The following is a 14,584-nucleotide window of genomic DNA, read 5'->3' as shown; positions in this document are numbered from 1 at the left end:
ATCCGGGGACGACGTGGTCACCGCCGACGATCCGAACGCGAAGGGGACCGAGAGGTCGTCCCGCCGGCGCGGCGGGCATGAGCGCCCGCCGCGCAGCACACGCAACCGTCCCACGGACGAACAGCTGCTCGACGCCGCCTGCGAGGTGATCGCCGAGGTGGGGGCCGATCGCGCGACGATGACCTCGATCGCCGAACGCGGCGGCACCACGCGGGTGACCCTCTACGCGCACTTCGGGTCCCGCGATGAACTCGTCTCGCGCGTCATCGCGCGGGAACTCGACATCTTCACCTCGTTCATGTTCCGGGTCTACGACGAGAGCGAGGACATGCCGTACGGCGCCCGCGCGCGCCATTCGGTGCAGTGCCTGTTCGACTACGCCCGCAACCACCCCGCGGGTCTCCGGGTGCTGATGGGACACAGCGAGGGTGGCGGCAGCAACCGCCGGTTGTACGCCGCCCTGGAACCACGGATCTCGGCCCGTCTCCGGAAGAACTACGCGGAGGGGGGAACCCGCATCGCCGCGAGCGCGGACACGCTCGCGTCACTGCTGTTGGGGATGAGCCTCGACGTCGCGCATCGAGCGCTCATCGTCGACGGCGCCGGCATCGACGAGGCCTGCGATCTCGCGATCACCGCCACCATGGCCGTTCTCCGGGACGTCCGGCCGGAACAGCTCCAGGCGCTCGACGCCTCGCTCGAGCAGCGCTGACGCGCCCATTCAAGAGGGTCCAAGACCCGGACAAGTCGACCCCAAGTTTCCCGCAAGCGGGCCGGGCGATTCTCTCTCCTGTCACGAGAACCCCCGCGGTCGAACCTCCCCGGAACACGGCCGCCCAGGAGAGGAACACCATGTCCCGCCAGCAGAACGTCCAGACCGACACCGACCACATCGAGACCGGCCCGATCCCCGGCCCGCGCCGGCCCCTGCGGCATATCGGCCGTCGTGCCACCGTCATCGTGGCCTGTATGGGCTTCAGCGCCCTCGCGGCGTGCAGCTTCAGCGTCGGCACCCAGACGGTCGAGGAGGCCTCCGACATCGATGTCGGCGAATGCCTGCAGATCGGCGACGAGGCCGGCGAGGGCAAGGTCGCCGCCACCAAGGAGAACTGCGAGGGCACCGAGGGCCTGACCTTCTACGCCGCCGACAAGGTGAGCACCGGTGCGGAGTGCGCCGCCGACTACACGTCGAGCCTCACTTTCTCCGGAGGTGATCAGAAGCTCTGCATGACACCGAATTTCGCCACCGACACCTGCTACCAGATTCCGCTCAACGGCGGCAGGCTCGCCGACTATCGCGAGGTCGACTGCAGCACATCGCCCGTGGAGAACACCATCGTCGCCAAGACCGTCAGCCGCGGCGACGGTTCGATCAGCTGCCCCGACGATCAGACGAGGTGGACCTTCACGCAGCCGGCGTCGATCGGTTACTGCCTGACCGAGGACGTCACCGCCGCAGGCGCATTCGGCGGCTGAGTCGCCGAGTCGGCAACCGGCGGCTGGCCCGATGACGCCGAGTTCGCGGCGGCGTCGACGAGGCCGTGGGTGACCCGGTAGTCCGATCGCATGCGAGCCATCTCCGCGTCGCGCACGCGATAGGCCTCCTCGATCCGGGCACGCGCACGACGGGCGCCGCCCAGGCGCTGCGCCGAGCCGGCCAGTGCGAGAGCCGGACCGACCCGGCCGAGGACGTGCTTGATCCTGCCGTCCGGGATTCCGAGCGCGTCCGCGTCGTGGTCGCCGATGAACACCCGCTGGAGCCCGTACATGACGTCGGTGGCCAACCGATTTCGCAACGCCCGCGGGCCGGGCAACACGTTGGCGAGCTCCGGTACCAGATAGTCCTCGGTGAGCGCGACGACGAAGTCATGGTCGTCGGGTCCGGGTCCCGGCGACGTCAGCCGGTACAGCTCCTCGATGCGGACATGGTCGGCCTCGCAGCCCGGATTGAGTTCGGGGCTCATCCCGACGACATGGCCGACGTATCGCCAGAGGTGGTAGATGTCGTCGAGCTCGCGGTCGGTGAACCGGACGCCGAGCGTGTGCATGGCGTCGATCGCGATATGCCCGAACTCGGCAACCGTGAAAGCCATGTACGGCTGCGGAATCGGTGCACCCCAGGCGTTCTCGTCCCAGTCACCCCGCTTCCACAGCATCTGCCGCACGTGCGCGTGGATCATGCGGACCCGCACGGTGTACGCGAAACCGTCTCCGTCGCGGCGCATCCCGCCCGGCGTGATGACCTGGCTCAGCCACTCCCCGACCTCCACCGACCGCATCGCCGGCTGCGACACATAGCGTCCGGTGACCGCGAGGGGTTTGGCGGCGATGGTGTTTCCCGCTCCACGCACCAGGGACGCCGCGCCCAGCACGATGCCGAGCGGTGCCGTGTTGACGATGAGCGCATCCGCCGCCCGGGCCATCCGGTCGTGATCGACCCAGTCCGGCTCGTCGTCGAGGAAGGCGAACAACGCCCGCATGGAGTCGGTGGACTCCTCGAGCGAGGAGATCCCGTGCGCGAGTGCGTTCCGGAGCACGGAGGTCGTCGACCCGCCCGGGTGCTCGTCGGCCGCGACCGCGTCGGCGAGCGGGTCGGCGAGCCACATCTGGTCGAGCCAGACCCGTCCGGCCTCTCCGTATCGCTGCACGGCGAGATCGCCATTCACCAGATCAGTCGGGATCCGCTCCATGAATCCATGAGAACACGAGCCATCCTCACTTACCATTCACTTTCTATGAGCCCCTCGACGCCGCCCAGAAAGACGTCTCAGCAGGCACGGAAGGCGCCCCGGCAGCAGCGCAGCCGGGAGATGAGACAGCTACTCCTCACCTCTACCCTCACGTTGTTGGACCGGCATCCGGACCGTCGGCCGACGACCGCCGAACTCGCGGAGGCGGCGCACGTCAGCATCGGCACCGTCTACCGGTACTTCGCCGACATGGATGCGATCGTCGAGGAGCTGCGCCTCGCCGCGGTCCACGACATCACCGCCACCCTGGCGAGCGGGATCGGACGGGCGATGGATCAACGGCCGCTCGACGCGATGATCACCGTCGTCGAGACCCTCGTGGCGTCGTTCGAATCACACGCGTCGGTGCTGCGGGCGTCGCTCGAACTCCAGAACAACGGGTTCGGCGATGCGTGGGCCGAGGTCGAGGGACCGCTGCTCCCGCTGGCCCGCATCCTGCCGTCACGCCTGCGCCCCGACCTCGACGACCGGGCGATCGACGATCTGGTCTTCCTCACCATGGGCGCCACGGCCAGCCTGTGCTTGCGCATCGCACTCCTGCGACCGCCGCAGTCCGACCGCGAGTCACTGATCGCGATGGCGGCCCGAATGTTGCTGGCCGCCTTCGACACACCCACCCTTTCTGCGTGAATCCACCCGCCACGACGGGGGCGCGTCCACGGAAACAGGGTGGGTTTGCTCCGATTCCCGACGCGGGTCTCAGAGACTGCGCTGCTTCGCGTACTCCGCCATCGCCGCGCGCTCACCCTCGTGCTTCGGGTAGAAGAAGAACACGACGGCGGCACCCACCAGCACGATCGCCGCGGCGGCGCCGTAGGCGCGGTTGTCCCCGTGCACGAAGGCGTCCCGGGCGGCGCCGATGATCTGATCGGCGTACTGCGGATAACGCTCGGCCAGCACCTCGGCGCTGGAGAAGGACTTGGTGAGTGCGGCCTCGGTCTCGTGGGATACCTGATCGGCCTGCGGCGACGAGGCGATCGTCTTCTGCAGCTGGCTGGCGTAACCGGCCGTCAGGATGGCGCCGAGCGTCGACTGGAGGATGGCCCCGCCGAGGTCGCGCTGCAGATCCGACATGCTCGACGCCATGCCCGCCCGCTGGACGGGCACCGATCCGGTGAGCGACTGCGACGCCGGGGTGCCGGCCAGACCCACGCCGATGCCGACGAGGACATAGACGAGACCGACGTGCCAGAAGTGGGCGCCCTCGTCCCACGTGAGCATCGCGAACACCAGCCCGAGCACGATGAAGGCGTAACCGGCCAGCAGGGTGAACCGCGATCCCATGCTCTGCACGAGTTTGGCCGACTGCGGCGCCACGATGACCATCGCACCGGCGGCGGGCAGGATCGTCGCGCCCGCGGCGAGGGTCGAGTACCCCAGCACGTTCTGCATGTACTGCTGGCCGATGAACATCGCGCCCATGAGCGTGCCGAAGACGATGAGCCCGCCGAGCGCCGCGACCCAGAAGGTGCGTCGGGACGCGATGCGGAGATCGAAGAGCGGAACACGCACGCGAAGTTGCCGCCACACGAATCCGGCACCGGCGGCGATCGCGATCGCCGCGAGGATGTAGACCTGGAGTCGTTGGTCGCTGTCGGGTGCGAAGTTGATCGCGAGGACCAGGGCGCCGACCATCACGATCGAGACGATGCCGCCGAGGTTGTCGACGACCGCCGCCTCGTCACCGGTGTCGTCGGGCACCAGCCACCATGCCGCCGCCAGCGCGAGAACGGCCAGCGGGAGGGTCACCAGGAACACCGAATGCCAGTCGAAGACCTCCAGCAGCCCACCCGACAGCACCGGGCCGAGAGCGGAGATCGCCCCGCCGAACGCCGACCAGGCGGCGATCGCCCGGGTGCGCCTGGGCCCCGACCACAGCGCGGTGATCACCGCGAGGGTCGTCGGGAAGGCCAGGCCGGCAGCGATGCCGCCGACCAGGCGGGCACCGAAGAGGACTTCGAAGTTGGGTGCGAAGCCGGCCACCAGCGACGCCGGGATCGTCAGGGCCATACCGAAGACGAGCATTCGTTTGCGGCCGTGACGGTCTCCCAGCGCACCGAAGTACAGCACCGATGCGGCGAGGCCCAGCGAGTAACCGACGGCGATCAGGTTCAGCTGCGTCGAGCTGGCGTCGAGGTCCTTGCCGATGTCGGGCAGGGCTACGTTGGCGACCGCGAGGTTGATGTTGGCCACGCCGGCCACGAGGATCAACGCGACGAGAATCGCACGTGCGCGGGCCGGTGCCGTGCCCGTTTCGACTTCGGGCGTCGTCGACGTCATCGGAGAATCGTACGTGCGGTACGACTGTCCGAGCAGGGCTTCCCCGCGTCAGCGGCACGTAATTGTCCCGCCCCGGACACCAACGGTCCCGGGCGTGAGTTGTCGTGTCGTCAGATGCAGATGCTGAACGACAGCGACCCCAGCGGGACACCGAAGCACAACGCCACGGACCCCACCACCGGTTGCGCCTGAACCGGCGGCGCGGTCGCGGGCGCTGCCGGTGCCATCGGCGCACCGGCGGTCCCGAGTGCACCTGCGGCGGCGATCGTCGCGGCTCCGACGGTCAGACGACGAGCGATCTTGGACGTGTTCATGATGAGCCCCCTCGAGCACATTTCCCCCGCACCATGACCTGCTCACGTGACCCATCGCCGCAGGTGGTGCTAGGTTTCGAGTCTACGCCGACGGCGCGGGAGATCGTGTCCCACTTCTGGGGGACACCCGGGTCGGACCGCCCGAGCACCGCACTCAGAGGCTGATGCGCAGGCCGTCCCACTCGTGGTCGTGCATGAACCCCTCGGCCAGGCCGACGCGGTACTTCACACAGCTGCGGAGGATGCCCGCATAGGCGAAGGGCAGCATCACCGCGGGCTTCTGGTCGCCGGGCCGGGTGATCACATCCGACGCCCCGCGGAAGTCGCGGACGAACTGGCGGAAGGACCTGCCGTTGCGGGACGGCGCGCGCCAGCCGTAGAGCATCATCCCCAGACCGATCATCCGGTCGACATCGGGTGCGGGAGCGATGATCTCGGTGTCGGGATCGGAGGTGCCGAGGAAGGCGCGGTCCACGCCGTCGCCCGGCGAGAACATCATGATCCCGCTCGTCGCGCGGGGATTGCACTCGATGCAGAACAGGTCCTTGTCCGGCCCGTCCTCGATGAAGTCGAAACCGATCTGCCCGGTGAAGTTGACCCGCTCGACGATGTCGGCGACCCACGCCTGGATGCGCGGGTGGTCGACCGACCGGAAGTTGAGGCACGAGCTGCCGTCGATGGCGTAGTCGACCGGGTAGGTGGCGTGCGCGTAGATCCGGCCCTCGTGACACACCGAATAGGTGCAGTATTTGTCGCCGGAGATCCATTCCTGGGCGACCCACGGGTTCTGCTCGTCGTGCTCGAGCCAGGTCAGCGGATCTCCCGGCTGCACTTTGTGCACCTTCTGCGAGCCGCGTGAGTAACTCCGTTTGAGTGCGAAGGGCTTGTCGAAATCCAGTGATCCGGCGTCCTCGGGTCCGGCGACCCGCGCGAATTTGCGCGTCGGGATTCCGAGTTCGACGAGCAGTTCCTGGAATTCGTACTTGTGGTGCAGCCGGTTCTCGATGTCGAAATCGGAGAGGAAGAGCCGGCATCTCGGCGGGAACAATTCCGCGAGCATCGCGATGATGTCGGTCTCCTCATGGACCGGGATCACCATGTCGACGTCGTTCTCCTCGACGATGCGTGCAAGTGCACGACAGTATTCGAGCGGTTCGAACTTCGGCGGCGGAACACGGTGGAATCCGCTGACCCCATTGGAGAATCTGCTGATCGCGACGGGTATCGAATCGACGGTCGTCACCCGGTGACCACCCGCCGCCATGAGTCGTGCGAGTTCCAAAGAGAGGAACGACCGACCGAAGGTGATCAGTACATGTGCTCGTCCGGCGCTGTCCACCCGACAGAGTCTAGGGGTACCGGGGGACCCGGATGCGCGTCATCGGTGCCCGCGCGGTGTTGAATGAAATCGGACACCGAGGGAATATTCGGTACCGGTCTGTCGGTTCGTCCTGTTAGTTTGCGCTCGATCGGTGTTGTAGCGGTCGTGAATGCGATGTGTGGGTGGTGGGGGCGGCACTGCGGACCGGGACGTCCCCGAAACGGGATGATCCGGGCCGGGTTGGAGGAGGCATGCAACTGTTCGTGGTCGGCGTCATCGCCGCATGCCTTGCCGCCGTCGCCTACGGGATGTCGACGGTCCTCCGCGCGCTCGGCGCTCGCCGCGTGGCCGAGACCGCCGCCGCAGAGGGCAAGGGCATCACCACCGAGACCGGCGCACCCACCATCTCCTCGACGATGTCCACCTTCGTCGACCCCGCCTTCATTCTCGGCACCACGATGGTCGTCTTCGGATTCGCCGGCGGGGCCTTGGCCGCGCGGTTCCTCCCGCTCTTCCTGTCGCAGACCATCGTCTCGGCGAACCTCGTCGTCACGGCTCTCCTCGGGACGATCATCCTCAACATCGCCCTGCACACCCGCGAATGGGTCGCCATCTGGCTCGTCGTGATGTCGCTGTGCCTACTCGGCGTCTCGTCGTCGCACCACACCGGCGGCGGCGAAGAGGTCGGCTTCCACTGGGGCCTGTTCCTCGCCACCCTCGCGCTGTGTGCCTTCGCGCTCGTCGGCGTCTACAACCTCGGTTCGGCAGCGGGCGCCATCGTCGGCGGCGCCGCGGCCGGTCTGCTGTTCGGCATCATCGCCATCGCCGTCCGCATTCTCGACGGCGTCGCACCGTTCGATCCCGTAGCCCTCCTGACCGACCCGGCGGCCTGGACCATCGCCGCGGCAGGCGCGGTCGGCTTCTACGTCCAGACCGTCGCCCTGCAACTGGGCGCGGTCAACGGGGTGACCGCCGTGCTGGTGGTCGGCGAGACCGCCGGACCGAGCCTCGTCGGTGTCGTGTTCCTCGAGGACACGGCCAAGCCGGGACTCGGCTGGCTGGCCATCCTCGGATTCGTCGGCGCGGTCATCGGCGCGGTGCTGGTGGCCTGGTACGGCTCGGTCGATCCCGACCACCTCGGCGAGGCACCGCCGATGAAGGGCGGCTGGCGCCGCGGACGCGAGGAACCCGAGGACGAGTTCGAAGCCGAGGCGTTCGAAGAAGATCTCCGCCGCGAGGACTTCGGACCCGAAACACGCACCGACATCGCCGAACCGGATGTGGGCGACACCGACTCCGACGATCGTCCAGTCGGGAGTCGGGACTCGCGGCACACCTGATCGCCGGGTCGTCCCCGACAGGTGGTTGACACCTGTTCCACCGGTGGAGAAAGTGGGTTGATGACGCCCACCGCGACGGAGTCGCACGCCCGCCTCGCCTACGAGACCCTCGAACCGTTCCACGTTCTCGCCTACTTCAACCCGGGGCTCGGCCGGGCACAGGAGGACACCGGTCTCGACGGCCACGGCTTCTACGTCGGGGCTCGCGGAGCACCCTTCGGCCCCTGTGCCCCATCGGTCGTCGCCGCCACCTTCTACAACTTCAACCCCGACCTGATCGCCAAGTCCTGGAGCGCCGCGGTCGGCGCCGGGCTCGACCGCATCCACGAACGCCGTCACGCGATGCTCGACGACTCGCTGCGTGAGATCCTCGGCGACTCCGCCGACGACGCCCTTCTCGACGAACTCGCCTCGGAATACACCGAACTCGCCGCCGGCCTGCCACTCGGCGGTCGTCCGCTGGCGGCCGCGTGGGCGTCGGCGCCGATCCCCGACACACCACGCCTACGGCTGTGGCAGGCGACCGCGGTACTGCGGGAATGGCGGGGCGACAACCACATCGCGGCCCTCGTCCTCCACGGGCTGAACGGTTTCGACGCGGCCGTCTTTCACGAGGCCCAGCTCCCCGATCCGACGGTCAAGCGCCGGGTCATGGGCAAGCGCGTCGTGCTCCTCACGCGCGGCTACTCCGAACAGGATTGGGAGGACAGCGTCGACCGTCTGGTCGAGGCCGGCCTGGCCGAACGGGTCGACGACGGCCATCGGCTCACGGCGCAGGGTGCCGCGGTGTACGACGACATCGAGGCGACCACCGACGCCGCGGGTGAATCCCTGTGGGCCGGGACCACCGAGTTGCTCGAGCGGACCCGCCCGATCGTCAAGGCCGTGCTCGACGCCGGCGTCCTGCCCGGAACGAGGCGCAAATGAGCAACAGCACCGGGGACGTCCGCGAGATCGAGAACCTCAAGTACCGGTACCTGAGGGCACTGGACACCAAGGACTGGACGACCTTCGCTTCGACGCTCACCGAGGACGCGACCGGCAACTACGGCGAGAGCCTGTCCTTCGGGAACCGGGACGAGCTCGTCGGGTACATGGAGGCCAACGTCGGTCCGGCGGTCATCACCGAACATCGTGTCACCCACCCCGAGATCGAGATCTCCGGCGACACCGCCCGCGGTCGCTGGTATCTGCAGGACCGGGTGATCGTCGCCGAGTTCTCGTTCATGCTGATCGGCGCCGCCTTCTACGACGACACCTACCGCCGGACCGAGGACGGCTGGCGCATCAGCTCCACCGGCTACGACCGCACCTACGAGGCCAGCCTCGGGCTGGCCGACCTGCCGAGCTTCGCGCTCAAGGTCGGCCCCGCGGTGCGCATCTGAGGCCATGACATGTCCGGGCGCGTCTTCTCCGACCGGGTGGCGGCGGGGCGCGCCCTGGGCACGCGGGTGGCCGAGGTGCTGCGGGCCCGACCCGACACCCGCACGGCGAAGCCGGTGGTGATCGGCCTGGCCCGCGGCGGTGTGCCCGTGGCACGCGAGGTCGCCGATGCGACGGGTGGCGATCTCGACGCCCTCGTCGTGCGCAAGATCGGCGCACCCGGGCATCCGGAGTTCGCGATGGGCGCCCTCACCGCCGGCCATCTGGTGGTCAACGACGACATTCCCCGCCGGCTCGGGGTCTCGCGTGCCGAGTTCGACGCGGTCGCCGGCCGCGAACGCCGCATCCTGCACGACCGCGAGGCGATGTATCGCGGCGGCCGGCCACGCATCGAGATCGACGACCGGGTCGTGGTGCTCGTCGACGACGGACTCGCCACCGGCTCCACGATGGCGGTGGCCATCGACGCGGTGGATGCGGCCGGTGCGTCGCGACTGATCGTGGCCGTTCCGACGGCACCGTCGGATTGCATCGGACGTCTCATCGATCGCGGCGTCGACGAGGTCGTCGTACTCACCACGCCCGAACCCTTCGAGGCGGTCGGACTCTCCTACGAGGACTTCAGTCAGGTCGACGACGATGAGGTGATCGCCTGTCTGGATCGCGATCACCGTCCTTGAGCAGCAGCTTGGCGATTCCCTCACGATCGGTGACGTCCAGCTTGGTGGACGCACGATAGATGTGGCCCTCGACGGTGCGCACCGAGACCGTGAGTCGCTGCGCGATCTCCTTGTTGGACAGTCCTGCTGCGACGAGATTGGCGATCTCCCGCTCGCGGGAGGTCAGCGGGAGCGGTTGTGCCGCAGCGATCAACGCGGGCGTGCGCAAACCGCCGCATTCCGAGGCGAGGCGATTGGCCACCGCCGCCGAGGCCACGGTCGCCGACCGGCTGCCCGCCGAATCGTGCAGGACACTCGCCTGTGCCGCGGCGTCGGCCGCCGACAGCCGCACCCCCAGTGCCTCGAAATCGGCTGAGCACAAGTCGAGTTCGACGGCGTCGCCGGCGGCGAGCGCACCGGCGTGCCGCGCGTAGAGCGGGGCCAACGGACCGTCGACGAGTCCCGCGAGTTCGGCGAGACGGTCGGCCGCGGTGGTGTCACCGAACCGGGCCGCGGAGTGCAGGGCCTCCGCCTCGATCGCGAGTTGCCCTGATTCCCGTGCCTCCGAGGCGGTCCGGTGGAGCAGCGCGACGGCCGGAGTGATGGTTCCGGTGGCCGCCGACTGCCAGGCCTCGGCGATGGCGAGCATCGGACCGAAGACCGCCACGTGCTTGCCGTACCGCGCGCGGGCCTTCTCGAGGACCTCGGCGGCACGGTCGGCCTGACCGAGCGCACTCAGCGCCTGGATCAGGAAGATGTGCGCGGGGAAGTTCCACGACTCGGAGAACTTGCCGCTGTCCAGGATCGCGAGCGTCTGCTCCATCCGCCGGGTCACCGACGCGCATGCCCCGCGCGAGAGTTCCACTGCGGCGACGAGGATCTCCGACAGCGCCCAGCCCAGGTACTGCGCGGTCTGCGCAGCGGTCACGAACCGTCTGGTGGCCGTATCCGCGTCGTCGAGCCGTCCCGTCAGCGTGAGTGCGAGAATCTCGCCGAACCCGGTCGGGAAGCGGAGCAGGCCGTCGACCTCGACCTCGCGACAATGTGCTGCCAGCTTCCGGACCTCGTCGCCGCGCCCCGCGACAGCTCGGGCGAGCCCGCCGCCGAACACAGCCCATTCGATCGCCCACGGAAGCTGCCATTTCTCGGCGAAGACGCTGTCCGACAGCGAGATCGCGTCACCGATACGATTCTCGAACAGCGCGCACGCCGACGCGGTCGCGGAAACCACCGGAACGAGGTGGGGCGCGGTGACCCTCTCCCGCAGCATGTGCAGGAGTTCATCGGCCCGGTCCGCATCGCCGAGTGCCCAGAACGCATTGCCGATGAACAGGCAGCCCCACAGCAGGAGCTGCCCCTCGTCGAGATCGTCCGGGGAGAAACGAGACAGGATCTCCTCGGCCTCGTCCGGGTGGCCCTGCCACATCCGTGCACGTGCGAGGAGCTCGGCCACCTCGAGTCCGGCCCCCTCCTCGAGCGCCGCCCGCGCGAAACGCTCCCCCAGCGAGGTCTGCGCGAGCTCGAGCGCATCGTGTGCCGCACTGCTGACCAGTGCCAGGTCGATCTCGACGTCGCTCTCGATGGCGAGGTCGGCGAGCCGGATCCGCTGGGCGGGTGTGCTGGTCGGACGCGACTTCAGCGCTTCCACGAGGTTGCCGCGCAACCTCCGCGACGAGACGAGACCGAGTCGGCGGCGGATCACCTCGCCGAACAACGGGTGGTGGAAGGCGACATTCAGGGTGCGGCCGTCACGCGTGATCCGGACGAGGCCGGCGATCTCGGCCTCCTCCACCGCCTCCTCGCCGGCGAGTTCGGCCAGTACGTCTATGTCGAGCGGTTCGCACAGACTCAGATACTTGAGGGCGTTGAGGACCGAGGCGTCGAGTTGTTCGATCCGCCCCTCGAGCAGCGAGGCGAGTTCGGAGGTGATCGCCGCGCGGCCGCGCAGTTGCCAGACCCCGTTGACCTGCCGCAGTGTGTTCGCCTGTCGGGCGCCGTCCACGAGGTGTCTCAGGAACAGTGCGTTGCCGCCGGACGCCTCCCACATCTGAGACGCCGAATGTTCCTCGAGCTGCCCGCCGAGAACCGATTCGATCAGTTCGACGCTCTGCTGTTTGGTGAACGGGGACAACGTGATACGTGTGAGATGGTTGTCCTTCCACAACGACGTCACGGCATCCGGTACCGTTTCGCCGCTGCGGACGGTCGCCACGATGTGCACCGCACGATCGATGGCGAGCTGGTGCAGCAGCGTCGCGGACAACTCGTCGAGCAGGTGCGCGTCGTCGACGCCGATGACGACATCGCCGTCGGACAGCAGCGATTCGCGGGCCGCCGCCAGGTAGGTAACCGGATCGCTCGACGTCGCCGGACCGACGAGATGGGCGAAGACGCCGAGCGGAATCGACCGCGCCGACTCGGTACCGGCGACCCAGCGCACGCCGGTCGGCAGTTCGGCGGTGACGTGCCGCGCCAGGGTCGTCTTGCCCACCCCCGAATCACCGGTGAGCACGACGCCGCATCCGTTCGTCTTGCCGCTGAGCGCAGCGAGGATCGTGCGGAACTCACGCTCACGCTCGACCAGCGGCCAATTGGTGGACATGACAGGAAATTTTAGTCCGCACCGACGCTCCGCGGGCTGCCCGAACGATCATAGATGTGGCATCAAGACTCGCAATGTCACATTCCTGCCGTCCATATGGAGGACGGGTCTTTCCCCCGAGTCCGCGAACTACGCATCCCGGGCACTGGTGACGAAAATCGCGACCGCCAGCAGGATTACGGTTACCACTGCGAAGTATCCCAACGAGCCGTACGCATTCCAGTGAAAGGTGTCGGACCCACCGGACAAGAAGTTCCAGCCGTTGAGGAACGGCAGGAACGGCGTGATGTCCTCTCCGATGCGCGGGAGCACCGAGAGGATGCGTTCGAACGCGAACATCCAGCCCAGCACGATCGCCACCGCCCCGGCGGAATGCCGGACGAGAGCACCCACCGACAGCCCGATCAACGCACACAGGGTCGCGAAAACCGGCGTGCCCCAGAGCTGTCGTACGGTGTCCGGTCCCCCGAGCGCGATGCCGTTGCCGGTGAGCGCCTGACCCAGGCCCACCCCGACCAGACTCACGATCGCGGCCACCACGAAGGTGAGCCCGCCGAACACCACGGTCTTCGCGATGATCACCAGCGGCCGGCGGGGAACCGCCGCGAAGGAGGAGCGGATGGTGCCGAACCGGTACTCGGTGGTGATACCCAGGACGGCCATGATCGCGAAGATCGCGACGCCAAATTGATTCACGCCGACCAGGTAGTCGATCGTCCGCGTGTCGACCGACGCACGATCGGCGTAACCACCGGACAGCAGCCAACCGAGCAGCACGGCAACACCCACACCGAACACGACCACCATCGCCAGGCACCAGTACGGGGTCCGGGTGCTGGTCAGTTTGATGCGTTCGGCGTCGACGGCAGCGAGGGCGGGCCCGATCATCGCCGACCCCCTTCCGAGGCGCTCGGACCGGGTCCGACGGGTAGGAAACCGTCGCCTCCGTGATAGTCGACGGCGTGTGCGGTCATCGACATGAACACCTCCTCCAGCGAGGCCGATTCGGCGGCGAGCTCGTGCAGCGTCACGCCGGCCGCCGCGGCGATGTCACCGACCCGGTCGGTCGTCGTGTCGGGCACCCGCATCACCGGCCGCCCGTCGGCGTCGGGCGCACCGGGCGCCGGCGCGAGACCGGCCTCCACCAGCGCGGCGTGCAACTTCTCGAGCTCGGGCCCGCGGACCCGCACCGACTGGCGGGCTCGTCCGGTGAACTCGCTGACCGAACAGTCCGCGATCAGGCGCCCGCGGCCGATCACCACGAGATGGTCTGCGGTGAGCGACATCTCGGTCAGCAGGTGGCTGGAGACGAGCACGGTGCGACCTTCCGCGGCCAACTGCCGCATGAATCCGCGTATCCAGACGATGCCCTCGGGATCGAGGCCGTTGACCGGTTCGTCGAACAGCAGGGTGTGCGGGTCACCCAGCAACGCGCCCGCGAGTCCGAGCCGCTGCGACATGCCGAGCGAGAATCCGCCGGCCCGTTTGCGGGCCACCGAGGCCAGCCCGACGGTCTCGAGCACCTCGTCCACCCGGGACACCGGGATGCGGTTGCTCGCCGCCAGCCAACGCAGATGAGAACGCGCACTGCGATTGGGGTGGACCCAGTGCGCATCGAGCAATGCGCCCACCTGTCGCAGCGGATGGTCGAGGTCGCGATACTGCACGCCACCGATGGTCGCGGTCCCCGAGGTGGGGCGATCGAGACCCAGCATCATGCGCATCGTCGTCGACTTGCCTGCGCCGTTGGGTCCCAGAAAGCCGGTGACCCGTCCCGGCCCGACCTCGAACGTGAGGTCGTCGACCGCTCGCTGACTCCCGAAGTCCTTGGTCAGATTCGTTACCCGCAACACGACTCGACCATAGTCGCCGACAGCCCTTCGAGACGCGTCCTTCGCAAGCTCCGGACGCTCCTCAGGGAGCAGTGGGTTGCCG

At 68.2% G+C, this 14,584-nt stretch carries 14 protein-coding genes; 7 read left to right on the top strand and 7 right to left on the bottom strand.

All coding sequences use genetic code 11. The features are described 5' to 3' along the window. Positions 1-13: 13 nt before the first annotated feature. Both BLU62_RS25940 and BLU62_RS25935 read left to right on the top strand, forming a co-directional pair. A complete protein-coding gene (locus BLU62_RS25940) occupies positions 14-712 on the top strand; it encodes a TetR/AcrR family transcriptional regulator (RefSeq protein WP_074852676.1) in 699 nt (232 codons plus the stop codon). A gap of 140 nt (positions 713-852) precedes the next feature. Further along, a complete protein-coding gene (locus BLU62_RS25935; RefSeq protein WP_074852675.1) occupies positions 853-1,476 on the top strand; it encodes a pyridine nucleotide-disulfide oxidoreductase in 624 nt (207 codons plus the stop codon). Here BLU62_RS25935 and BLU62_RS25930 read toward each other — a convergent pair. Next, the gene (locus BLU62_RS25930) at positions 1,428-2,690 is read right to left on the bottom strand and encodes an oxygenase MpaB family protein (protein ID WP_074852674.1); all 1,263 of its coding nucleotides are present in this window, start codon (positions 2,688-2,690) and stop codon (positions 1,428-1,430) included. The genes BLU62_RS25935 and BLU62_RS25930 overlap by 49 nt on opposite strands. A 120-nt stretch (positions 2,691-2,810) precedes the next feature. On the opposite strand from BLU62_RS25930, the gene BLU62_RS25925 reads away from it, so the two are divergent. After that, positions 2,811-3,380: a TetR/AcrR family transcriptional regulator gene (locus tag BLU62_RS25925; protein WP_074852673.1), complete on the top strand. Its 570-nt coding sequence runs from the start codon at positions 2,811-2,813 to the stop codon at positions 3,378-3,380. A gap of 69 nt (positions 3,381-3,449) precedes the next feature. Here the strand turns inward: BLU62_RS25925 and BLU62_RS25920 are convergent, their stop codons facing one another. From BLU62_RS25920 to BLU62_RS25910, 3 genes are all read right to left on the bottom strand, one after another. Then, positions 3,450-5,030, bottom strand: a complete 1,581-nt coding sequence (locus BLU62_RS25920) for an MFS transporter (RefSeq protein ID WP_074852672.1) — start codon at positions 5,028-5,030, stop codon at positions 3,450-3,452. 110 nt (positions 5,031-5,140) lie between these two features. Continuing rightward, positions 5,141-5,344 (bottom strand): hypothetical protein, encoded by a 204-nt coding sequence (locus BLU62_RS25915; RefSeq protein ID WP_074852671.1) that lies wholly within the window; start codon positions 5,342-5,344, stop codon positions 5,141-5,143. Between the two features lie 154 nt (positions 5,345-5,498). Continuing rightward, positions 5,499-6,683, bottom strand: coding sequence for an ATP-grasp domain-containing protein (locus BLU62_RS25910; protein ID WP_074852670.1), 1,185 nt, complete (start codon positions 6,681-6,683; stop codon positions 5,499-5,501). A gap of 233 nt (positions 6,684-6,916) precedes the next feature. Here BLU62_RS25910 and BLU62_RS25905 point away from each other — a divergent pair, with 233 nt between their 5' ends. From BLU62_RS25905 to BLU62_RS25890, 4 genes are read left to right on the top strand one after another with little or no spacing between them, the layout of a single operon-like run. Continuing rightward, complete coding sequence (locus tag BLU62_RS25905) at positions 6,917-8,005, top strand: hypothetical protein (RefSeq protein WP_074852669.1); 1,089 nt, start codon at positions 6,917-6,919, stop codon at positions 8,003-8,005. A gap of 60 nt (positions 8,006-8,065) precedes the next feature. After that, complete coding sequence (locus tag BLU62_RS25900) at positions 8,066-8,932, top strand: SCO6745 family protein (RefSeq protein ID WP_074852668.1); 867 nt, start codon at positions 8,066-8,068, stop codon at positions 8,930-8,932. Beyond that, positions 8,929-9,390 carry a nuclear transport factor 2 family protein gene (locus BLU62_RS25895; protein WP_074852667.1) on the top strand — a complete coding sequence of 154 codons (462 nt, stop codon included), beginning with the start codon at positions 8,929-8,931 and terminating at the stop codon, positions 9,388-9,390. The genes BLU62_RS25900 and BLU62_RS25895 overlap by 4 nt, the downstream gene beginning before the upstream one ends. Before the next feature lie 9 nt (positions 9,391-9,399). Further along, positions 9,400-10,068, top strand: a complete 669-nt coding sequence (locus BLU62_RS25890; RefSeq protein ID WP_074852666.1) for a phosphoribosyltransferase — start codon at positions 9,400-9,402, stop codon at positions 10,066-10,068. Here BLU62_RS25890 and BLU62_RS25885 read toward each other — a convergent pair. From BLU62_RS25885 to BLU62_RS25875, 3 genes are all read right to left on the bottom strand, one after another. Beyond that, positions 10,010-12,649, bottom strand: coding sequence for a LuxR C-terminal-related transcriptional regulator (locus BLU62_RS25885; RefSeq protein WP_074852665.1), 2,640 nt, complete (start codon positions 12,647-12,649; stop codon positions 10,010-10,012). The genes BLU62_RS25890 and BLU62_RS25885 overlap by 59 nt on opposite strands. A 129-nt stretch (positions 12,650-12,778) precedes the next feature. Continuing rightward, positions 12,779-13,537, bottom strand: a complete 759-nt coding sequence (locus BLU62_RS25880; RefSeq protein WP_074852664.1) for an ABC transporter permease — start codon at positions 13,535-13,537, stop codon at positions 12,779-12,781. Further along, positions 13,534-14,502, bottom strand: coding sequence for an ABC transporter ATP-binding protein (locus BLU62_RS25875; protein ID WP_074852663.1), 969 nt, complete (start codon positions 14,500-14,502; stop codon positions 13,534-13,536). Before BLU62_RS25875 ends, BLU62_RS25880 begins: the two co-directional genes overlap by 4 nt. Positions 14,503-14,584: the final 82 nt, after the last annotated feature.

Origin of the sequence: Gordonia westfalica (assembly GCF_900105725.1) — a bacterium.
Classification (GTDB): Bacteria; Actinomycetota; Actinomycetes; order Mycobacteriales; family Mycobacteriaceae; genus Gordonia; species Gordonia westfalica.
Note: the sequence above shows the minus strand (reverse complement) of the source record. Positions and strands in the feature narration are given on the sequence as shown.

Coding starts and splice junctions, on each gene's coding strand:
- BLU62_RS25935 (WP_074852675.1), top strand. CDS start 853: ATGTCCCGCCAGCAGAACGTCCAGACCGACACCGACCACATCGAGACC.
- BLU62_RS25930 (WP_074852674.1), bottom strand. CDS start 2,690: ATGGAGCGGATCCCGACTGATCTGGTGAATGGCGATCTCGCCGTGCAG.
- BLU62_RS25925 (WP_074852673.1), top strand. CDS start 2,811: ATGAGACAGCTACTCCTCACCTCTACCCTCACGTTGTTGGACCGGCAT.
- BLU62_RS25920 (WP_074852672.1), bottom strand. CDS start 5,030: ATGACGTCGACGACGCCCGAAGTCGAAACGGGCACGGCACCGGCCCGC.
- BLU62_RS25915 (WP_074852671.1), bottom strand. CDS start 5,344: ATGAACACGTCCAAGATCGCTCGTCGTCTGACCGTCGGAGCCGCGACG.
- BLU62_RS25905 (WP_074852669.1), top strand. CDS start 6,917: ATGCAACTGTTCGTGGTCGGCGTCATCGCCGCATGCCTTGCCGCCGTC.
- BLU62_RS25900 (WP_074852668.1), top strand. CDS start 8,066: ATGACGCCCACCGCGACGGAGTCGCACGCCCGCCTCGCCTACGAGACC.
- BLU62_RS25895 (WP_074852667.1), top strand. CDS start 8,929: ATGAGCAACAGCACCGGGGACGTCCGCGAGATCGAGAACCTCAAGTAC.
- BLU62_RS25890 (WP_074852666.1), top strand. CDS start 9,400: ATGTCCGGGCGCGTCTTCTCCGACCGGGTGGCGGCGGGGCGCGCCCTG.
- BLU62_RS25885 (WP_074852665.1), bottom strand. CDS start 12,649: ATGTCCACCAATTGGCCGCTGGTCGAGCGTGAGCGTGAGTTCCGCACG.
- BLU62_RS25880 (WP_074852664.1), bottom strand. CDS start 13,537: ATGATCGGGCCCGCCCTCGCTGCCGTCGACGCCGAACGCATCAAACTG.